This window comes from Vibrio sp. NFR, from assembly GCF_027587095.1.
Classification (GTDB): Bacteria; Pseudomonadota; Gammaproteobacteria; order Enterobacterales; family Vibrionaceae; genus Vibrio; species Vibrio harveyi.
In genome coordinates this window covers 438,048-460,537 of record NZ_JAPPTN010000001.1, presented here as the reverse complement: position 1 = coordinate 460,537, position 22,490 = coordinate 438,048, and the positions used below count along the sequence as shown (strand labels likewise).

16 protein-coding genes are annotated in these 22,490 nt (G+C 45.5%); 7 read left to right on the top strand and 9 right to left on the bottom strand.

The genetic code is table 11. The annotated features are described in order from the left end of the window. Positions 1-10: 10 nt before the first annotated feature. Both OH463_RS02055 and OH463_RS02050 read left to right on the top strand, forming a co-directional pair. Entirely contained in the window at positions 11-1,339 is a 1,329-nt protein-coding gene (locus OH463_RS02055) for a sphingomyelin phosphodiesterase (protein WP_269990389.1), read from the top strand. Further along, positions 1,336-2,295, top strand: coding sequence for a hypothetical protein (locus OH463_RS02050; protein WP_049535727.1), 960 nt, complete (start codon positions 1,336-1,338; stop codon positions 2,293-2,295). The genes OH463_RS02055 and OH463_RS02050 overlap by 4 nt, the downstream gene beginning before the upstream one ends. A 185-nt stretch (positions 2,296-2,480) precedes the next feature. On the opposite strand, the gene OH463_RS02045 is transcribed toward OH463_RS02050, so the two are convergent. After that, positions 2,481-3,035, bottom strand: coding sequence for a hypothetical protein (locus OH463_RS02045; protein WP_009699822.1), 555 nt, complete (start codon positions 3,033-3,035; stop codon positions 2,481-2,483). Between the two features lie 194 nt (positions 3,036-3,229). Further along, complete coding sequence (gene trpS, locus OH463_RS02040) at positions 3,230-4,252, bottom strand: tryptophan--tRNA ligase (protein WP_009698207.1); 1,023 nt, start codon at positions 4,250-4,252, stop codon at positions 3,230-3,232. A 796-nt stretch (positions 4,253-5,048) separates the two neighbouring features. Between trpS and katG the strand changes: the two genes are divergently transcribed. From katG to OH463_RS02025, 3 genes are all read left to right on the top strand, one after another. Then, a complete protein-coding gene (katG, locus tag OH463_RS02035; RefSeq protein ID WP_269990387.1) occupies positions 5,049-7,229 on the top strand; it encodes a catalase/peroxidase HPI in 2,181 nt (726 codons plus the stop codon). Between the two features lie 421 nt (positions 7,230-7,650). Then, positions 7,651-8,529, top strand: coding sequence for an NAD(P)-dependent oxidoreductase (locus tag OH463_RS02030; protein ID WP_045488142.1), 879 nt, complete (start codon positions 7,651-7,653; stop codon positions 8,527-8,529). A 535-nt stretch (positions 8,530-9,064) separates the two neighbouring features. After that, positions 9,065-9,382 (top strand): lipase, encoded by a 318-nt coding sequence (locus OH463_RS02025; RefSeq protein ID WP_269990385.1) that lies wholly within the window; start codon positions 9,065-9,067, stop codon positions 9,380-9,382. 70 nt (positions 9,383-9,452) lie between these two features. On the opposite strand, the gene OH463_RS02020 is transcribed toward OH463_RS02025, so the two are convergent. The 4 genes from OH463_RS02020 to OH463_RS02005 all read right to left on the bottom strand — a co-directional run bounded on the left by OH463_RS02020 (position 9,453) and on the right by OH463_RS02005 (position 13,832). After that, the gene (locus OH463_RS02020; RefSeq protein ID WP_005450846.1) at positions 9,453-11,210 is read right to left on the bottom strand and encodes a sodium:solute symporter family transporter; all 1,758 of its coding nucleotides are present in this window, start codon (positions 11,208-11,210) and stop codon (positions 9,453-9,455) included. 617 nt (positions 11,211-11,827) lie between these two features. Continuing rightward, positions 11,828-12,451: a bifunctional 4-hydroxy-2-oxoglutarate aldolase/2-dehydro-3-deoxy-phosphogluconate aldolase gene (locus tag OH463_RS02015; protein WP_005388506.1), complete on the bottom strand. Its 624-nt coding sequence runs from the start codon at positions 12,449-12,451 to the stop codon at positions 11,828-11,830. 78 nt (positions 12,452-12,529) lie between these two features. Continuing rightward, the gene (locus OH463_RS02010) at positions 12,530-13,462 is read right to left on the bottom strand and encodes a sugar kinase (RefSeq protein WP_269990384.1); all 933 of its coding nucleotides are present in this window, start codon (positions 13,460-13,462) and stop codon (positions 12,530-12,532) included. A gap of 34 nt (positions 13,463-13,496) precedes the next feature. Continuing rightward, on the bottom strand, positions 13,497-13,832 hold the full coding sequence (locus OH463_RS02005) for a cupin domain-containing protein (protein ID WP_005450851.1): 336 nt from the start codon (positions 13,830-13,832) through the stop codon (positions 13,497-13,499). 421 nt (positions 13,833-14,253) lie between these two features. On the opposite strand from OH463_RS02005, the gene OH463_RS02000 reads away from it, so the two are divergent. Both OH463_RS02000 and OH463_RS01995 read left to right on the top strand, forming a co-directional pair. Further along, positions 14,254-16,419 (top strand): heparinase II/III domain-containing protein, encoded by a 2,166-nt coding sequence (locus tag OH463_RS02000; protein WP_269990383.1) that lies wholly within the window; start codon positions 14,254-14,256, stop codon positions 16,417-16,419. Between the two features lie 2 nt (positions 16,420-16,421). Next, a complete protein-coding gene (locus OH463_RS01995; protein WP_269990382.1) occupies positions 16,422-18,587 on the top strand; it encodes a heparinase II/III domain-containing protein in 2,166 nt (721 codons plus the stop codon). Positions 18,588-19,064: 477 nt separating this feature from the next. Here the strand turns inward: OH463_RS01995 and OH463_RS01990 are convergent, their stop codons facing one another. The 3 genes from OH463_RS01990 to OH463_RS01980 form a co-directional block, all read right to left on the bottom strand. Then, a complete protein-coding gene (locus tag OH463_RS01990) occupies positions 19,065-20,354 on the bottom strand; it encodes an MATE family efflux transporter (RefSeq protein WP_017188222.1) in 1,290 nt (429 codons plus the stop codon). Positions 20,355-20,541: 187 nt separating this feature from the next. After that, positions 20,542-21,258: a FadR/GntR family transcriptional regulator gene (locus tag OH463_RS01985; protein WP_005450855.1), complete on the bottom strand. Its 717-nt coding sequence runs from the start codon at positions 21,256-21,258 to the stop codon at positions 20,542-20,544. A gap of 119 nt (positions 21,259-21,377) precedes the next feature. Beyond that, positions 21,378-22,154: an SDR family NAD(P)-dependent oxidoreductase gene (locus OH463_RS01980; RefSeq protein WP_005450856.1), complete on the bottom strand. Its 777-nt coding sequence runs from the start codon at positions 22,152-22,154 to the stop codon at positions 21,378-21,380. Positions 22,155-22,490: the final 336 nt, after the last annotated feature.

Sequence of the window (22,490 nt, the reverse complement as noted above, 5' to 3'; positions counted from 1 at the left end):
GATAAACAAGATGAAATTTACGCAGTGGAGTCTTTTGCTAAGCGGTTTAGTGGCATTACCAAGCTTGGCAGATACGGACGTATACCTCACTAATAACTCGGACCAACCGTTAACCATTCAAGTGAAGCACGAAGGCAGCGATTTACTGAAATACGGAGAGGAATGGCAGCAACATGTGCAAGTGCTTGGTCCTTGGGAAACCAAATCCGTACTCAGCTTTAACCGCTGGGAAGGGGTTAAGTCTGGTCAGAATTATCGCTTCGAGACTGTGGTGTCTAACCCGCAAGGTGAAAGCGTTACGCTTAACCAAGTCATGGAAGGTCATTGGTACAACTCGACCATTGAGTACGGTTTATCTGCAGCAGATGTGGATTTAACGCTGAAAGATGATCGTAATATTCACCGTTCTAGCACTAGTGCCTTTGGGTCTCGCCCTTCTGAATTGGCTTTTAAATCCGCAAGCACTGCGCGCTATGACGATTTGTACTACACCATTACTCCAAACAAAATCGATGAAGTCGTCGATACTGATGAACAAAATCTCAAGTTGATGACTTATAACATTTGGGCGCTGCCTGCAATTGCTTCACATATTGGTGACCGTTTTGAACTCATTCCCGATTATGTCAAAGGTTATGACGTGTTAGCACTGCAAGAAGTGTTTGCCAGTGGTCGCGATGCTTTCTTACGCGAACTCGCCAAAGAATATCCTTACCAAACTAAGATGCTGGATAAAGATGGCTTCAACATTTACGACGGTGGCGTGATCATTGTGAGCCGTTACCCTATCGTTAATCAGGCTCAATACGTCTTCCCAGATTGCTCCGGAACAGATTGCTTCGCAGACAAAGGAGTGAATTACGCAGAGATCATTAAAGGTGGTCAGGCATATCACGTATTCGCTACGCATACAGCCTCTTTCGATACTGATACTGCACGCGAATACCGACAGCGTCAGTTCAAGCAAATGCGCACAATGGCGCAATCTCTCAATATTCCGAGCAATGAAACGGTGGTTTACAGCGGCGATTTCAATGTGAACAAATTGAAGTTCCCTGGCGATTACCAGCAAATGATCGCCAACCTAAGCGCGATAGAACCGCAATACTCTGGTTATACCGCTTCGACGTTTGATCCTCGCATCAACAACTTTGCTGGAGAAGCCCTATCCGGGGGTGAATATGTGGAATATCTAGATTATGTAATGGTGAGTAATGAATATGGCGTGAAGTCGTTTAACGATAACCGTGTCGACATTCCACGCTCAACAGCGGAGAGTTTGTGGAAGCATTACAATCTGTCGGATCACTTCCCTGTTAGCGCTGTGATCAAACCATGAAGCGTATTGCGTTAGTTACTGTGTCCGCCGTTGTGGCGGGCACGATTTGGTTCTCAAGCAAAGGCGAAAAGAGCGAGAGCTTTCTGCCGTTTTCTTCCGTATTGGAGAGTGCGACGAATCCCCAAGTCGCTGCATCTACGTCTTCCACAACCAATCAAACTGCAAACAAAACAATCGTACCAAAAGCGAAGGATACCCCCTCTCCACTCAAAGCAATTGCAGGACGGTTAAGTGATGCCAAAGGCAGAGTATTAAAGGATGAGATAGAAGCGTTTTGGCACTCATGTATGTCCGACCATAACTGTGAATCCAAGCTTGCTGAGTTAGAGAGCTACATGGCAGAAGAACGTTTTGCTCTGCTGGCGAATTACCACCAGCTCAATAGCTTATGGCAACAAAGTGTTGGTAATTTAATGTTTGATGAGCATCAGCCTCTTGCCTCTCGCATCGCACTTCTCAAGGCAGAAGCGAGGAAGATATGGGGGGAACTAGCAGACGTAATTTTTGCCGATGAGTTTGCACTCTATGACTTCAGTTTGCAGGCAGAGCAGTTGGATTCGACTTCACCTCAAGACTATGTGCAAACCTTTGAGAAGTTAGTCCAAGATTGGCAAGGCAATCAAGAAGCATTGGGATTGGTCGGCGAACAAGCGAAATATGAACGCGCTGTTGAACTGATACCGAAAGACATGGGTCATGCGGAGCGCAAGGCTTTGGTTGAGAAGCTTCAACAAACTTACCTTTCTGAGCAAGAGAGTGAGGAGATACACGCTCGTGAGCAACAGGTCGCGCAGCAAAAGCGGCAAGTGCGCGATTATCAGAGCGAGTTGCAACAGCTTGAATCTAAATTAGCAACGCAAAGAGCCACCAGTCACGCGGGTTTGTCGGACTCGGATTGGCAACGTTATTATCAACAAGCGGTAGCCGATTTTCGCCGTGAGTTCTTCGCGGGTTAATCGCTCACTTGTTTATTAAGAAATAAGGATAACCAAGAGATTCCGTACTCGCTCAAAACTTAAACTAGGTCATTCCAGCAAGCCTAGGCGCGACTAGGAATCTGGTTCCCGCGAATGCTTGATACAAGAAGGTCGCTCACTTAAAGCGACCTTTTGTTATTCATTCTGTTGGTACAACTCAAGAGTTACAGCACGCGCAAGCACTCTTCTGGTGGCAAACTTAGAAGCGTGTTCGCAAAATTAATCTTCTCATCACGCCATTTCAGTGCTGCTTCTCGGCTGTCTTGCGAGTGACGATCTGCTTCAAAATAGCTTTTCCTTGGTAAACCATTTGCTGGTGTCATCACCATAGATTGTTCATTCAAACGAATCGTAAATAAGAACTGACCACGTTGTCCTGTCTGCGCCGCTGGGTGATGCAACGTCGTATCGCAACAATAACGCTTATCACGTAACGCACGACACGTGTACTCAAATGCATCTTGTGCACCACGCCCCGGAAAAGCGGTATACACACTGATGCCATCACGTTGCAAAGACTGATCACCCGCCGCTAATTGCACTGCATACTGGATCATTCTAAAGCCCAGTACCACACCACCAATGCTATTTAATCCACTAAATTGAATCGCCCCTTCTAAACTCAGACGAAGTTTATCTTCACCTTCATAGAGAAAGAGGTCAGGCGCCGCCCAATCACTTTTTGGAATAAGCAGTTGAGTAATATCCGTGTGTTCCATGTTGGTCTCCGCAACAATATGTGTATTTGAGACCATTAAAATAATGTAATGAGAATTATTATCAATAAAATTCAACAAAAAATGAGAGAAGAAAAAGACACAACGCCATGAAAAACGTTGTGCCTTTAACGAAATAATCTGTCACCGTAGCCCAAATTGAATTCGTTTAGCGAGGTAGGTATTCGATGGTCGTCTCAGAACAGATTCAAACCAAACACTCCTTTCACATCAAACAACACTTGCTCGGTTTTCTCACGGGAAAGCTGACTGCCTTGTTTTAGGATGTCGATAAGCTGTGCTTTATCATCAAGGAACATGGCGCGTTTTTCTCGAATAGGACGAAGCATCTCTTGCAGACACTCTTCCAATACTTTCTTGGTTGTTCCATCGCCTAATCCACCACGGCGGTAAAGCATTTTGAGTTCTTCTACATAATCTTTGTCGGTATGAAACGCATCAAGGTATGTGAATACAATATTTCCTTCAACCTGACCTGGGTCTTCAATGCGTAGGTGGTTTGGGTCGGTGTACATCGATTTCACTGCCGCAGAGATTTCTTTCTCTGTTGCTCCAAGGTTGATTGCATTGCCCATGCTTTTTGACATCTTGTTTTTACCGTCAGTGCTTGGCAAGCGTGGTGCGTCACTGAGCAATGGACGACACTCTTTCAAGATGGCTTTTCCGCCAAGGTGATTTATCTTTCTAACGATCTCATTGGTCTGTTCTAGCATCGGTAATTGGTCATCTCCGACAGGCACGAGAGTCGCGTGAAAACCTGTGATGTCCGCGGCTTGAGAAATTGGGTAAGTCAGAAACCCAGCCGGAATGGAACGCTCAAACCCTTTGCTTTGAATTTCATTTTTCACCGTCGGGTTACGCTCCAAGCGTGCGATAGAAACCAAGTTACTGTAGTACATAGTCAACTCGGCAAGAGCCGGGACTTGAGACTGCAAACAAATGGTAGTTTGGGTTGGGTCAATCCCGACGGCAAGGTAATCCGCGACCACATTTAAAATGTTAGACGAGACCTTAGAGGGATTATGCGCGTTATCGGTTAAGCCCTGCATATCGGCAACCAAAATGGTTTGCTCATGTTGAGTTTGTAGAGCAACACGTTGTTGTAGTGAACCAACGTAATGACCCAGATGCAAAGGACCTGTAGCTCGATCACCAGTTAAAATGATTTCGCGTTCTTGAGTATCGTGTGAGGTGTTCATAACTTATCTCCAAAGAAAAATAGATCGCTACTGGAGATAAAAAAGACATGACATTCTCAGCTACCGTCCAGCAGCGTAAGAATGTAAAGATTCCGCGCCGCTCTAATTAGAGCGCCACCAGAAGAAGTTTGATGAAGGAGTAAATGTCGTTTTCATGTTTTTAAAACTAACAAGGAGCAGGGCTGAAAACAACCCTACTCCTTGCACAATTTGATTTTTCAATTTTGGTGGCTTTGCCATACACGCATCAAATTTGAATATACATAGCGATAACGAGCGCCGCGCCAAATACACTCCCTGACACAAACGCGAGTAATACCGCTTTGTTCTGTTTACTTCTCATCCTTTGTTTCTCGACTCTCAATTTACGTGAGCTATCGCTCGGCTCAGTACTCGTAATCAATGGGACAGTAATCAATCCTTTTCGGTGAGCCAATACTGCGAATACCCCTCAGCTCACTCTGTTGCACACAGCGTTACGATTTTTGGCACAAACTTAAACCACTTAGCCCTAGAAATGTGATGACCTTAGAACAAGTTCAATGAAATCCGACATGGATTACAAAGGTACGTATTTTGAAAAATCACGTTTAGATACTTCTTTTAGGATGCTTTTATTTAGATGTTTAATGGATAAAAATTTGAGTTATTTAGCATCAAATACTGTTTATCAAAAGAAGAATGACACCGATCATCTTTTGACCAAAACCTTGAAAAATATAACCAAACCATGAGGGCGAAATAGCTAACCAATAACTAAACTTTCAGGACACTAACCCCAGTTAGGGAGCAAAAGATGAGCGACAACAACAATCACTCCAAATGTCCTGTCATGCATGGAGCGAATACCAACCAACAAGCCACAGAGTTCATTTGGTGGCCGAAAACCCTCAACCTCGATATCCTACATCAACACGATCACAAAACTGACCCAATGGGCGCAGACTTCAACTACGCTGATGCCTTTAACTCTCTTGACTTAGAGGAAGTCAAAAAAGACCTGAAAGATCTGATGACCGATAGCCAAGATTGGTGGCCAGCGGATTGGGGTCATTACGGTGGTTTGATGATTCGGATGGCGTGGCACTCGGCAGGTACGTATCGAATTGCCGATGGTCGTGGTGGTGCAAGTCGAGGCAACCAGCGTTTTGCTCCCCTCAACAGTTGGCCAGATAACGGTAACCTCGACAAAGCCCGTCGCCTTTTATGGCCGGTCAAAAGAAAATACGGTAACAAGCTATCCTGGGCGGATTTAATGATTCTTGCTGGCAACATGGCTTATGAGTCAATGGGCTTCAAGACGTTCGGTTTTGCCGGCGGTCGAGAAGACATTTGGCATCCAGAAAAAGACATTTATTGGGGCGCAGAAAAAGAGTGGCTGCAACCAAGTGGCGGTGAAAACAACCGATACTCTGGCGAACGTGATCTTGAGAATCCGCTTGCAGCAGTGATGATGGGCCTGATTTACGTAAACCCAGAAGGGGTCGACGGTAAACCCGATCCCATCAAAACCGCACACGACATGCGTGTAACATTTGCCCGTATGGCAATGAACGATGAAGAAACCGTTGCATTAACAGCCGGTGGTCACACTGTTGGTAAAGCACACGGCAACGGCGACGCTTCATTACTTGGTCCTGAACCTGAAGGCGCTGAAATTGAAGACCAAGGTTTCGGTTGGCTAAATAAAACTTCTCGTGGCATAGGACGTGATACCGTCACTAGTGGCATCGAAGGCGCATGGACAACCAACCCAACCAAGTGGGATAACGGCTACTTCCATTTGTTGTTCACCTACGACTGGTGGGTAACGAAGAGCCCAGCAGGCGCAGAGCAATGGGAACCAATCAACATCAAAGAAGAAGACATGCCTGTGGATGTGGAAGACCCAAGCATCCGCCGCAATCCGATGATGACCGATGCGGATATGGCACTGAAGTTTGACCCAGAGTACCGCAAAATCGCCGAGCGTTTCCGCGACGACCCTAAGTACTTTGAGGATTGCTTTGCTCGAGCTTGGTTTAAACTGACTCACCGCGATTTAGGACCTAAATCTCGTTATCTCGGCCCTGATGTGCCAGCCGAGGATTTGATTTGGCAAGATCCGGTACCACCGGTGTCTTATCACTTATCTGAAGACAATATCGATGCACTCAAGATGGCGATTCTTAACAGCGAGCTAAGTATCGCAGAATTAGTCTCAACCGCATGGGACAGCGCGCGAACATTCCGTGGTTCAGACCGCCGAGGTGGAGCAAACGGTGCGCGTATCCGCCTTGCACCGCAAAAAGATTGGGTAGGTAACGAACCGGAAAGATTGCAGAAAGTGCTCAACACGCTCGATTCAATTCGCACCACCCACAACTCCCCTATCAGCATGGCGGATTTGATTGTGCTTGCTGGCGGAGTGGGTATTGAGAAAGCAGCATCGAATGCGGGCATGAATATTTCTGTGCCATTTAGCCAAGGTCGTGGTGACTCAACCGATGCAATGACTGACGCCGAATCCTTCGATGTACTCGAGCCGATCCATGATGGATTCCGTAACTGGCTAAAATCAGATTACGTTGTGACGGCAGAAGAACTATTGCTTGAAAGAAGCCAATTGATGCAACTAACCGCAGTCGAAATGACCGTATTAGTTGGTGGCATGCGCGTGCTTGGTACCAACTACGGCGGCGCTGCGCATGGTGTGTTCACTGATAATGTCGGCGCGTTAACGAATGACTTCTTCGTAAACCTCACTGATATGAGCTACACCTGGCATCCAACCAGTGATAATGAATACGAAATCCGCGAGCGAGCTTCTGGTCAAACAAGATGGACAGCATCACGTGTTGACTTGGTGTTCGGTTCAAACTCCGTGCTCCGCTCTTATGCCGAGGTTTACGCACAAGACGACAACAAAGAGAAGTTTGTGCACGATTTTGTTGCTGCGTGGGTAAAAGTAATGAACAACGACCGCTTTGACCTTTAATCGCCTAACTTAATCAAGCTTTAACCATTGAGAGAAGAGCCAAACATTATGGCTCTTCTCTTTCTTACCTTTCTTTTATTTCTGGTTTCTCTATTCCTCGTTCTCTCCTCTCTTTGGCTTAGATTCTTTTACTGAAGATTAACCGCCCGATATTGTCATACAATTAACCATATTCAGAAGGCAAACGTATCTCAATCAAATACCCATTTTTTGCTTATACCTTCTCGTTTTCGTGACCTCCTTCCGAAGACATAAAAATCACTCAAAGCCAATAAAAATCGTATCAATAGGCTAACCAACCTCTCATTTTTATCAAAAACCAGTGGCAAATCGCCTTTCGTCTCATTTTCCGATTGCAAATTCAAAATGAGGAATTAAGATAAAAGCATATAATCATACAATACGATATTTGGAGTTTGATATGACAAAACCTGTCATTGGTTTCATCGGCCTTGGTCTGATGGGTGGAAACATGGTTGAGAACCTTCAAAACCGTGGTTACGAACTAAACGTAATGGATCTGAATAAAGACGCAGTAGCAGCATGTGTTGCTCGCGGCGCAAAAGAAGCAAGCTCACCTAAAGCACTGGCTGAAGCAAGTGACATCGTGATGCTATGTCTAACAACATCTGAAGTTGTTGAGAAAATCGTTTATGGTGAAGAAGGTATCCTAGCGGGTATTCAAGAAGGCGCGACACTGATTGACTTCGGTACGTCTATCCCTGCTTCTACTCGTAAGATCGGTGCAGACCTTGCAGCTAAAGGTGCAGGTATGATCGATGCGCCTCTAGGTCGTACGCCTGCTCACGCAAAAGATGGTCTTTTGAACATCATGGCTGCAGGTGACATCGAAACATTCAACAAGGTGAAGCCTGTACTGGACGATCAAGGTGAAAACGTATTCCACCTTGGTGCGCTAGGTTCTGGTCATGTGACTAAGCTAGTAAACAACTTCATGGGTATGACAACAGTAGCGACCATGTCTCAGGCATTTGCGGTTGCTAAACGTGCTGGCGTTGATGGTCAACAACTATTCGACATCATGTCAGCTGGTCCATCAAACTCACCATTCATGCAGTTCTGTAAGTTCTACGCTGTAGATGGCGAAGAAAAGCTTGGTTTCTCTATTGCAAACGCAAACAAAGACCTTGGTTACTTCTTAGAGATGGTAAAAGACCTAGGCACTGAGTCTCTTATCGCAGAAGGGACTTCTAAGAGCCTACAAGCTGCAGTGGACCAAGGTCTTGGTCAAAACGACGTACCAGTGATCTTTGATTACTTCGCAGAGCTAGAAGGTTAATACCTTACTCAACTGCGCTTCCAAAGCCTTGCTAACCCCGTAGCAAGGCTTTTTTTGTGCTTTCTTTTCTCCTCTTAAATTCACTCCTTCTCCCTCTTTGAGATCCACACCCCACGTTCAAACTGTATATGTACTCAAGCAGCTTCAAGATGCAGGATTCAGAATGTTGCCATCGACTCCCTGTTTACCAAAAATATGCAAAGATTAGAACACCGTGCGATAACAAGGTTTGTCCAAGTGGTTTGACACCGCCATTGGTTTAATAAAAAACCGAGTTCATGACACGCCCCCAACGGATATTCTTGGCAAATGGTAAGTGGATTGGCTTGTATACTTTGTTGGCGATTATTGATTGAACTCTACGAAACCTTTAAATCACCGCCACGTCTACAAACCAAGTCATTCTCACTAAATCAAGCATCACAAGGTTACTTGGGTATAGACATGACATTATGTTTGTACATTATTCCGCGGATATTTTCTTTTTACAGTTAAAGAGTGACCGATTATCTTGAGACTGGTTTTTGAGTACTAGTTGAAGAATTCCAAGTTAATGGGAAGCTTTGCCCTTCGTTACAAACCATCGGTGAACTACCCAGAACAACCATTATCACCGCAGAACATGGCCCACGGCGTGATGATTATCGATGACTACAGCTCAAGGCGTGGGAGCACACTGCAAGCGTTATCTGGGTGTTATTCATGGCTTTTTGTCATTCTCTGGGCTGAATGGTTTAGCAACGCGCTCTACTGCAACGTTTTCAAAGCAGCGCAAACATCCGTCATGGCGCACTTTCAGAATCGTTCACTGCAAGTTCCTTGGAATGATAAAGATCGTTTGTGGCTCGATTAATGACACCATAAACAAAAAAATCCCACGGTATTGACCGTGGGATTTTTCATAGAGAGTTTGTTAATTGCGGTTAGCTTTTCGCGTTAGCTAACTTTGGGCTTTTAGGTCCTCGCGCCGCGTTCACTAACAGAACACCAACCGAGAGAACAATCGCACCACACAAGATGAACAGCAGTCGACCTGTTGGCTCGTTTGGAATCAGAGCCATCGCTAGGATACCGAAGCCTGCTACGCTAATAAGCTTACCAAGCATGCCACGCTGTTTTGTATCTAGGTTTTGTTGCTCTTCACTATCAGCGACAAGCGGTGTGTTCCAGTTCTCGAACAATTGGTCCACTTCTTTTTCACGCTCAGGCGTCAAGCCTTTGTAGAAGCGTGTTGTTAGTAAGAAGAAACCACCAGTGAAGACAACGTGCGCCGCTAAGCTCAAGCCAACTTTGAGGTCAGCCCACTCACGTGCTGTTAGAGCTTGTTCTAGTCCGAATAGGTGCTCAACATCTTGTGCTTGTAGAGAGATACCGAAGATGTAAGAAACAAAGCCACCTACAACGAGTGTTGCCCAACCAGCCCAGTCTGGCGTCTTACGAATCCACATACCAAGTAACACAGGAATCAACATTGGGAAACCAATCAACGCACCTACGTTTAGTACGATATCAAACAAGCTCAGGTGACGTAGTGAGTTAATAAACAAACCAATACCGATGATGATGAAGCCCATCATAATGGTCGTCACTTTACTCACGATAACCAGCTCTTTCTGTGACGCTTGCGGGCGTACAATAGGGCTGTAGAAGTTCATCACAAAGATACCTGCGTTACGGTTTAGACCAGAGTCCATTGAAGACATGGTCGCCGCAAACATTGCTGACATCAGAAGACCCACCATACCCGCCGGCATTACGTTTTGTACGAACGCTAAGTAAGCTGCATCACCACCTACTGAGCCGTACTGCTCTGCGAAGTCAGGCATAAATGCCGCTACGTACCAAGGAGGTAGGAACCAAATGATAGGACCAACAATCATCAACACACATGCAAGACCTGCAGCTTTACGCGCATTCTCACTGTCTTTTGCACATAGGTAGCGGTAAGCGTTGATGCTGTTGTTCATTACACCGAACTGCTTAACAAAGATGAACACCACCCAAAGGACAAATATACTGATGTAGTTCAGGTTATTACCCAGCATGAAGTCGCCGTGGAAATTCGACACGATGTTACCAATACCGCCGCCGTGGAAGTAAGCCGCCACCGCACAAGTAATGGTTACCGCCATGATAACCAGCATCTGCATGAAGTCAGAAGCAACAACCGCCCAAGAGCCGCCCGTTACCGCCATCAACATCAGAACCAAACCAGTTACGATAATGGTCGCTTCCATCGGAATATTGAACACCGCAGCCACGAAGATTGCGAGACCATTCAACCAGATACCAGCTGAGATCAAGCTGTCTGGCATACCAGCCCAAGTGAAGAACTGCTCTGACGTTTTACCAAAACGCTGACGAATTGCTTCGATTGCCGTTACTACACGTAGCTGGCGGAACTTTGGAGCAAAGTAGAGATAGTTCAAGAAGTAGCCAAATGCGTTGGCTAAGAATAGGATTACAACAACGAAACCGTCGTTGAACGCGCGTCCTGCGGCACCTGTAAACGTCCATGCTGAAAATTGCGTCATGAAGGCGGTAGCACCTACCATCCACCATAACATCTTACCGCCCCCTCGGAAGTAGTCACTGGTCGACGTCGTGAACTTACGGAACATCCAACCAATGGCAACTAGGAAGAAGAAGTAGGCAAGAACAACAAAAGTATCAATAGTCATTTTTTCAGCCTTTCGAGTTTGATCATTTTCTACTGCCTAGATTACTCCGTTCATATTTTTATTTGTACTACAATAAGCTTTAATTGTGATCTAAAGCATAAGTTATTCGACGAAGAAAACGCACTAAAAGCCTTTATTTTCTTGGATCTTTGGGATTTAAAGGAATAATCACCACGTAAGCCATTGCGCTATATTGTAATACAAATAATATATTGGAAATCCATTAAAGTATGGAATATTTTTCTTTCTTGTGCTTTGTCTGAAGATCAAAAATGCGTGGCATTTATTTGTAGGAAACGTAATGAGATGTTTCAGATGAACTGGATCGCAAGCGCGATTATAGATGAATACAAAAATTGAGATTCCCGACTCGCTCCTTCGTCGCTCTCGAGAATGACGCGGAGTAGGTTCTGCGCATTTCTATTCCCAGCTCTCAAACCTCATGCTTCTCCTCTCAGCTTTTCCCCTACTCCTTACCGTCATTTCCTAGAAGGAGGACGACTGAGTAGGAAATCTCTTTTCTGGTTCCTTTATCTCGCCTCTTTCAAACACAAAAAAGCGAGCACTAAGGCTCGCTTTACATTCTTTTCGCTAATTTTATCGGGGCGCTACTGCACTTATGCTACGTGAGCGACGGCGTCACGAACCAATGTACCTAGTTCATCCCACTTGCCTTCATCGATAAGTTTTGTTGGAACCATCCAAGTACCGCCACATGCCAGCACTGAAGGAATAGACAAGTACTCATCTACGTTACCTAGGCTCACACCACCTGTTGGCATGAATTTTACTGGGTAAACTGCCGTTAGTGCTTTAAGCATACCAACACCGCCAGATGGCTCAGCAGGGAAGAACTTAAGTGTACGCAGACCCATTTCCATCGCTTGCTCAACAAGGCTTGGATTGTTTACGCCAGGTACAATAGCTACGCCCTTGTCTAGGCAGTATTGAACCGTACGAGGGTTAAAGCCTGGGCTAACAATAAAGTCCACACCGGCTTCAATCGCTTGGTCAACTTGTTCATTAGTTAAGATTGTACCCGCACCAATCAACATTTCTGGGAACTCAGCGCGCATAGCACGAATCGCTTCTGCAGCACACTCTGTGCGGAACGTGATTTCAGCGCAAGGCATACCGTTTTCAACCAAAGTGCGACCTAGAGGAATCGCATCTTCTGCTTTGTTGATGGCAATAACAGGAATTACTTTTAGGTTTGCTAATTGTTCGTTTAATGTCGTCATAAGAGTGTACTCATCGTCGTTAACTTGAGTTCAATAAATCACTGCGGAGCGCCGATTATTCAACACTCCGCAAAAGAATTACAAAGGAAGATCGGGCATCACTTCACGTGGAATGATGGCACCTTTGTGCTGAATAACCTCACCAGCCATACAATGACCAGAGTAAGCCGATTCAGCCGCGTTACCACCAGTCAAACGCTTCGCCAAAAAGCCTGCACTGAAAGAGTCACCTGCTGCCGTCGTATCAATCACGCTATCGACTTTGTTTGGTGCCACGTATTGCGCTTCACTATTCGCCACAACTAAACAATCTTTGCTGCCACGTTTAATGATGATTTCATCCACGCCCAGTGCAGAGGTTCTCTCAATGCACTGTTCTAGATGCTCGTCACCATACAGCATTTGCTCATCTTCAAATGTGAGTAGAGCAATATCGGTAAACTTAAGAATCTTAAGGTACCAAGACATGGCATTCTCTCGGCTTTCCCACAATTTAGGACGATAGTTATTATCGAAAATAACCTTGCCGCCTTGCGCTTTAAAGCGTTCGAGGAATGCAAACAACTGCGTCTTACCTTCTTCAGTAAGAATCGCTAATGTAATGCCACTCAGGTAAACCGCATCATAAGAATAAAGCGTGTCGACTAGTGCCGAAGATTCGTTCTGTTCAAACAAAAACTTTGCTGCTGCTTCATTACGCCAATAGTGGAAGTAACGCTCGCCTGTCTCATCCGTTTCGATGTAGTAAATACCCGGCTGTTTACCATTAACAGTCAACACTAAGCTGGTATCAATGCCCTCTTCTTGCCATGCTGAAAGCATTTCTTGGCTAAAAGGATCATTACCCAGGGCAGTTACATAGCTAGTTTTGATATCGTGAGCTTTCGTCAAACGGGATAAGTAAAGAGCGGTATTCAACGTGTCACCACCGAATGACTGACGCAACTGACCTTCCTTTTTCTGTAGCTCAACCATACATTCGCCAATGATCGCGATATTTAATGATTTCATACTGTCACCTTAGCAACTGAGGTTGCGCTATACGTTACTTTAAGAAGTCTTCACGAGCTGGGTTGAAGATATCCAGAAGAATGCTGTCTTGCTCTAGTGCAACCGCACCATGCATCATGTGCTTACGAGCAAAGTACGCGTCACCCTCTTTCAGTACTTTCTTTTCGCCTTCGATTTCTGCTTCAAAGCTGCCACGTACTACGTAACCGATTTGATCGTGAATCTCATGCGTATGTGGAGCACCAATCGCACCTTTGTCAAAACATAGGTGAACAGCCATCAGATCATCTGTGTAAGCAACAATTTTACGCTTGATACCGCCGCCTAACTCTTCCCACGGGTTCTCATCTAATACAAAGAAAGAATTCATCGTCATACTCCTAAAAAGTCTCTATTAAAGCGAACCCTACTGCACTTCATTCTTAACCATGCTTTCACAAGAAGGTTCTCTTAAAAAACCGTCATGTTGATAAAAGTGAAACACGAAACGAAAGGGTCTGCTGTCGAATTGGTAAAGAGCATATCCGATCCACTTCAATTGTCATACAATATATCTAAAAATATGTGATATCCATCAAATGGAGAGACCTAAAGCATTCCACTCAACGATTGATAACGTAGAAATATCAGCCACAAAAAGGATTTTCACCGTATTTAAAATCAACAAGTTAACTAAAATCGCGTGATTTCACTCTCTCTTTTTGCCACAAAAACTACACCCAAACTTAATATTGTATTACTTTATAGAAAGTTTAAGAAAACAACACACTTCATCTGAGGGTGGTAAAGAAATGACTACACAACCGATTTTGTTGACTGAAGCAGAAGTCGAACTACTAAGAAAGGAAGTCGGAAAGCCAAGCTTAATGGGCAAATCCATTGAAGCGAATCGCAAGGAACTTGAAGCCTTTATGCGTCTGCCTCTAGACGTACCAGGTCACGGCGAAGCGGGTGGCTACGAGCACAACCGCCACAAACAAAACTATACCTACATGAACTTAGCGGGTCGTTTGTTCTTGATCACTCAAGAAGAAAAGTACGCGCAGTTCGTTAAAGATCTTCTCGCTATTTACGCAGAGAAGTACCTCACCTTTGATTTCCACGTACAGAAAAACACTAACCCTACAGGTCGTCTTTTCCACCAGATCCTTAATGAACACTGTTGGTTAATGTTTACTAGTCTTGCCTACTCTTGCGTGGCATCAGTGATGACAGAAGAAGAGCGCACTGCGGTTGTTGAGCGCATTTTCGAACCAATGCTAGACATGTTCACCGTGAAATACGCGCACGATTTCGACCGTATTCACAACCACGGTATCTGGGCAGTGGCGGCTGTTGGTATTTGTGGTCTAGCTATTGGCAAACCTGAATATCTAGAGATGTCTGTGTATGGTCAAGATCGTGATGATACTGGCGGCTTCCTAGCGCAAATCTCACAACTGTTCGCACCTTCTGGTTACTACATGGAAGGTCCGTACTACCATCGTTATGCGATTCGTCCAACTTGTGTATTTGCAGAAGTGGTACACCGTCACATGCCTGAAGTAGACATCTACAACTACAAAGACAAAGTGATTGGCAACACAGTACAGGCGATGCTGGCAACAGCTTACCCGAATGGTGAGTTCCCTGCCCTAAACGACGCATCTCGTACCATGAGCATTACCGATATGGGTGTTCAAGTTGCAGTGAGCGTTTACAGCAAGCACTACGACTTGGATGACAACATTCTAGGCATGGCGAAGATTCAAAACGCCGTTTGGATGCACCCATGCGGTCTAGAGCTTTCTCAAGCTTACGATAAAGCAATCGCAGACCGTGAAATCGGCATGCCTTTCTGGCCAAGTGTGGAACTTAACGAAGGTCCAACTGGCAACAACGGTGCACAAGGCTTTATCCGTATGCAGGATAAAACCGGTGATGTGTCACAGCTTGTGATGAACTACGGTCAACACGGCATGGGACATGGTAACTTCGATACGCTTGGCATTACCTTCTTCAACCGTGGTCAAGAAGTGCTGCGTGAATACGGCTTCTGTCGCTGGGTAAACGTTGAGCCTAAATTCGGCGGTCGTTACCTAGACGAAAACAAATCGTACGCACGTCAAACTATCGCGCATAACGCGGTAACGATTGATGAGCAATGTCAGAATGGTTTCGATGTAGACCGCGCTGATTCAGTGCACGGTTTGCCTCACTTCTTCAAAGTGGAAGGCACTGAAATCAACGGTATGAGCGCGTTTGCGAACGACCACTACCCGAACACAGACATGCAGCGCAGTGTGTTCATGCTTAACCTAGATGAGCTTGAAGCACCGCTATTGCTAGACCTTTACCGCATCGAAGGTGAAGGCGAGCATCAGTACGACTACTCTCATCAATACGATGGTCAAATCGTACGTACTAACTTCGATTACCAAAGCTTTGGTGAACTGAACACGCTTGGCGATGACTTCGGTTACCAACACCTTTGGAAAGTAGCAAGCGGCAAAGTGCAAGATATGGCGCTAGTTAGCTGGCTACAAAACAGCACCTACTACACTTGGTTAGGCACAAGCAGCAGCGCGAAACAGAACGGCGATAATGAAGTGATCTTCACTCGCACTGGCGCCAATGACCCAAGCTTTAACCTACGTAGCGAACCTGCATTCATTCTACGCAGCAAGGGCGAATCGACGCTATTTGCTTCTGTGCTAGAAACACACGGCTACTTCAATGAAGAGTTTGAGCAATCGGTGAATGCACGTGGTCAGGTGAAAGATATCCGCGTCGTGGGTTACAACGCCGTTGGTAGCATCGTAGAAATCACGACTGAAAAATCACTGGTTACTGTGATGATCAGCAATGTGCTAGGCGCTGACGACCAAACCCCACACCAAGTAGAATTGAACGGTAAAACCTACAGCTGGAATGGCTTCTACTCTCTAGAAGTGAACGCATTCGGGCAGGAGAAATAATAATGAGCTACCAAACCCAGTCTTACCAACCGCTATTAATGAACTTCGAAGAAGCGGCAGAACTAAGCAAAGCACTTGGCACGGATAGCCTATTAGGAAACGCATTAGCACGTGACATCAAACAAACTGACGCTTACATGGCAGAAGTAGGTATTGAAGTTCCAGGTCACGGCGAAGGAGGCGGTTACGAGCATAACCGCCACAAGCAAAACTACATCCACATTGATCTAGCGGGTCGCCTATTCCTTATCACTGGCGAACAGAAATACCGCGATTACATCGTGGACATGCTAACGGCTTACGCGAAGGTATACCCGACGCTAGAGAGCAACACCAGCCGTGACTCTAACCCTCCGGGTAAGATCTTCCACCAAACTCTGAACGAGAACATGTGGATGCTATACGCCTCTTGTGCGTACAGCTGCATTTACCACACATTGGAAGAAGAGCAAAAAACACTGATTGAAAACGATCTGTTCAAACAAATGATTGAGCTGTTCGTAGTCACTTACGGTCACGACTTCGACATCGTACACAACCACGGTCTGTGGGCTGTAGCAGCAGTCGGTATCTGTGGTTACGCAATTAACGATCAAGATGCAGTAGACAAAGCGCTTTACGGCTTGAAACTGGATAAAGTGAGCGGCGGCTTCCTAGCTCAGTTAGACCAGTTGTTCTCGCCAGACGGCTACTACATGGAAGGTCCTTACTACCACCGTTTCTCGCTGCGTCCAATCTACCTATTTGCAGAAGCGATTGAACGTCGTCAGCCTGAGCTTGGTATTTACGAATTTAACAACTCGGTCATCAAGACCACGTCTTACGCAGTATTTAAGACGGCATTCCCAGATGGTACTTTGCCAGCACTGAACGATTCATCGAAGACGATTTCGATTAACGATGAAGGCGTAATCATGGCTACGTCAGTGTGCTTCCACCGTTACGAGCAGTCTGAAACGCTACTTGGCATGGCAGACCACCAGCAAGACGTTTGGGTTCATATCTCAGGTAAAACATTGTCTGACGCAGTTGCAGCCGCAGATAACATCAAACCGTTCAACTGGGGTAGCCTATTCGTAACAGACGGTCCAGAGGGCGAAAAAGGCGGCGTAAGCATTCTTCGTCACCGTGACGAGCAAGACGACGACACAATGGCGCTTATCTGGTTTGGTCAACACGGCTCCGATCATCAGTACCACTCAGCGCTAGACCACGGTCACTACGATGGTTTACACCTGAGCGTGTTTAACCGCGGTCATGAAGTGCTGCACGATTACGGCTTTGGTCGCTGGGTAAACGTTGAGCCTAAATTTGGCGGTCGTTACATCCCAGAGAACAAGTCTTACTGTAAGCAGACGGTCGCACACAACACAGTAACGGTTGACCAAAAGACACAAAACAACTTCGACACAGCGCTAGCAGAAACCAAGTTCGGTTCTAAGCACTTCTTCAAAGCTGATGACGAAAAACTGCAAGGCATGAGCGGTCGCATCTCTAGTTATTACAACGGCGTAGACATGCAGCGCAGCATCATTCTTGCTGAGTTGCCAGAATTTGAAAAACCGCTTGTGATTGATGTTTACCGCATCGAAGCAGATCAAGAACACCAATACGACCTGCCAGTGCACTACTCTGGTCAAATCATCCGTACGGATTTTGAATACGATGTAGAAAGCACGCTGCGTCCAATGGGCGAAGACAACGGCTACCAGCACCTATGGAACATCGGTTCTGGTCAAGTCGAAGGCAGTTCACTGGTAAGCTGGTTGCACGACAACAGCTACTACTCGCTAATCACAAGCGCAACTAACGGCGGCAAAGTGTTCTTCACCCGCACAGGCGCAAATGATCCAGACTTCAACTTGAAGAGCGAACCAGCACTTATTCTACGTCAATCAGGTCAGAACCACGTGTTTGCCTCAGTGCTAGAAACACACGGTTACTTCAACGAGTCTATCGAAGCATCGGTTGGCGCTCGTGGTCTAGTTGAGTCAGTAACCGTCGTTGGCAACAACGAAGTGGGTACTGTGATTCGTCTGCAAACCACAACAGGCAACGCTTATCTGTTCGCTATTTGCAACTTAGATGAAGACAAGCAAAACGCTGCACATCGCGTTGAATTCGACGGTGTGGCTTACACTTGGGAAGGCGCATTCGCACAAATTTAATCTTTAGATAGCCACTAGAAATTAATGTAAAAAATCGGGAACTAATTCAAAGCCGGACGTCATGTTCGGCTTTTTTTCTTTCAATTCAAATCACTAAGTCTCTCTCAGTTTTATCAAAACAAATCGTTTGTACGTGTTTTATTGAAGGCACAAAAAGCACCTAACCACAGGACTCTGCTGATTAGGGATGTTTGAAATTAATCATTAGCTATCAGGTTACTTGCGGTTTAGCTTTAACTTAGAGAACAAAACTCTACCAACTTGACCAATGTTTCGGGCTTTTCAAAGCGAGGGCTTCTTGTTCTTTCTTGAATCTGACCTATCACTTAAAACGCCCCTTTCACTGAGAGTACCTTATCCGCAGAAATCGGTACTAAAAGCCCCTCTCATCGGTTGTCTCCCTTCCATAGTGAGCAAGCAACTGCCATAAAAAAGCCCTCGTCGTTGAGGGCTTTTAATCGGATGACAACTTACTTATTAATCATACATAAGCTTCTCTGCTTTCTTTAAATCAAACTCATTAAGGGATTTACGCGCCAAATGCCTAAACGGTAGCGCTTTTACTATCTCCTCAAATGGCATAACGGCGAACGCCCAGAAAAAAGAAAGGTCCCAATGCAGAATGATCAACGCACATAACGGGATAGACACGATCCACTGACCAGTGAAGTTAATCTTGAATACTTCCGTTGTCTTACCTAATGCACGTAAAACATGCCCATGCACCGTGTTATAGCCACGCACAATTGGCAACAAAATGTACAGCGGGGCAATGGAAGCAAGTGCAACGTATGTAGTCGGGTCCAAATCTGGATACAAATCTGGAAGAACGAAACTCAACGCAAGGAAAAAGGCAGCGGATACAAACGAGATCATCACTGCCATGTCGATGCTGATATCAACGTTCTTGCGTAACTCATCCATTTGTCGTGACCCGATAGCTTGACTGATCGTAATCGCCGACGAGTGTGCCCAAGCGGTGATGAACTGTGTACCTGCTTTAATCCAAGGCATCACAATGGTCATAGCTACGTAGGCGTTCAAGGTAAGCTGCGAGTACAACAACATGTAAATGGTCGCACCGGTTTGCAGCATGGTCACGTTTGCTGCAACAGGGAAAATCTCTTTAAAGTGATTGAGTGTGTTTCTCTTCAGTGAAGCATCCAGATTTTTAGTCGACAAGACAATGGAGTCATCTAACTTGATACAGAGAGTCAAATACGACAGTCGAATGGTGATCGCGATTAAGCTGCCTGCCGCTGCACCTTGCACACCAATCCCCTCAAAGCCTGCTAATCCGTGAATCAGCACATAAGACATTGCCATGTTCACTGGCAACTCAATCAAGTAACCTTTAAACGGCACTTTGGTTCGACCAAGTGCATTAAACAAAGCGATCATCACTTGAGTAATTGCGTTGAAAATAATGATGAACTTAGCAACAGCAAGGTAGCGTTCAGTCTCTGCATAAAGGGCGACATTATCGGTTAACTTACTGATCAGCGCTTTGTCGAAGGCGGTAATTAATGTCCAAAACAAGACCGCGACCAAAACGTTGATAATTAAGCCCGCCCAGAAGCCTTTGTTGAGCGACAAATGTTGCCCAGATCCGACCGCACGGCTAAGTACCAACTGTGAACCGTTCGCCAACGCCATTTGTATACCTAAAACAAAGGAGACGATAGTGGTAGCAATACCCATGGCAGCAAGAGAAACTTCACCGAGCGGTGATACGAGGAAGGTGTCGATCATTAACATCGACTGCATTAACAGTGCGTTCAAGGCCAGAGGCCAAGCGAGGGACAGATTTTTTCTTATATAGGGTTGGGAAGACATGCTAGACCTTTCAAAGTTGTCACAGAGAACCGCAAACACAACAAGCGGTTGTCATTAAAACCTTGGCTATGCCCCCCTTTTCATATTCATGGAGCAAAGCCAAACATATGTTGATTCATCAACCGTTAACGACCTGGGACAGTTTTTGGTTTTCGTCATTCAGCAAAGTGTGCGACGCTAACCGAGCTTGATCGCCATTGCCCGCCATGATGGCGTCATAAATTTCACGATGCTCTTCAATGCAGAATCGACCACCTTCAGCTGAATGATCGATAAACAGCTTAAAGATGGTCGAGAGAATATTGCCAAACGGAATATAGAATTGGTTACCCGTGGACAAGAAAATTGTCTGGTGAAACAGGTGGTCGTTGACCGTCCAATCGTCATAGTCATAGCGACTGGCTGCCATGGTCATACGCTGAAAAATGACCGACAATTCCTTTCTTTGCTCTGCCGTTGCGTTACTTGCAGCCAAGGCACATGCCTCAGGCTCAATCGCTTTACGTAGCCCCAAAAACTGAGCCAGAAACGGCTCGGTATCTTCTAAATCTTGAATCCATTCCAAGAGTTGTGGATCGAGAAAATGCCAATTATTACGCGCACGAACTGTTGTCCCTACTTTTGGCTTAGACTCGATCAACCCTTTTGCTGAAAGCAGTTTGGTTGATTCGCGCAATGCCGTACGACTCACCCCAAATGCGTCACAGAGTTCCATTTCATTCGGTAGCCTTTCATTTTGATTTAGCTCACCTGACAGTATTTTGCGGGCGATTTGTCTGGCAACTTGCACATGAATCTTGCGGTGTGAATCTTCCACAAGAGAAAATTTTGCCATTTGACGCTCCTTATAATTATGTTTCCAGTGCTTTGGCACTCAATAAATGATCAAAAAAAGCCAGACGAAGCTGGCTTTTTGAGGTCAGTGTATTCGTCTGAAACGAAATGGGTCAGCGCTTATGGCGCCATTTGACCACCATTTACATCCAGAACTTGACCAGTGATGTAACCCGCACATGCATGTGAAGCGAAGAAAGCAAATGTTGGTGCAACTTCGTCGATTCGACCAAAGCGTCCCATTGGAATGCCATTTGCGATCGCCGCTTTCAACTCATCAGACTTACCATCGTGGAATGCTGTGTCGATTGTGCCCGGTGAAACGATGTTGAAACGGATATTGTCTTTAGTGAACTCTTTCACCCAGTTACGGTGAATGTCATGCAACCACGCTTTTGATGCTGCGTAGATACCTGCACCAACACCACCACCTTCGCGAGCAGCGATAGAACCAGTACTAATCACACAAGCAGTTTCACCAGATTCTGCAGCCGACGTACGTAGGTGTGGGATTGAATATTTGGTTGTCATTAACGCTGAACGTGCGTTCAGATCCATTACACGGTTGTAAAACTCATCATCAATGTTTTCTAGGTTTTCACGACCGCCAAGACCACCAGCGTTGTTGATTAGCACGTCCATGCCACCGAAATGATCAGTGAACTCCTTAACCAGTTTTTCGCAATCAGCGGTCACCATAAGATTCGCTTGGAAAAACTTCACATCACCACCAAGTGCGGTAAGCTCGGTTACCGCAGCATCGGCATCCGGACCAGCTTGATGACTGTTGATGCCGATTTTTGCGCCGTATTTTGCAAACACGCGTGCAGCCGCTAAGCCCATACCTGCTGTAGAGCCAGTGATAAGTACGCGTTTACCTTTCAAATCGTTAAACATTACGGTTTACCTATGTTAGTTATTCGTGCCGAACGAATAAATCATACAATAAGATCTTTCTCCTGCAAGCGTATTTACTATCAATTGAGTGAGAACTGGCAAAATTCGCCATTTTTGAACCGCAATTGTGCTTCTGGTCACAGTGTGCTGGATTTTTGAGCTATTATTTGTATGAATAATTTAACAAGTTGATAGCGTTCAAAACGATTGAGAGAATAGGCTGAAGTCAACGCAAACATTGATTGTGCCTGCTGCAAAGAAAGGTTCTGTGACCCCTCTTATATTACGTTAACATCCGCTTGGTACAGGGGTGTAGGAGTGCTATAGTACGGCTTA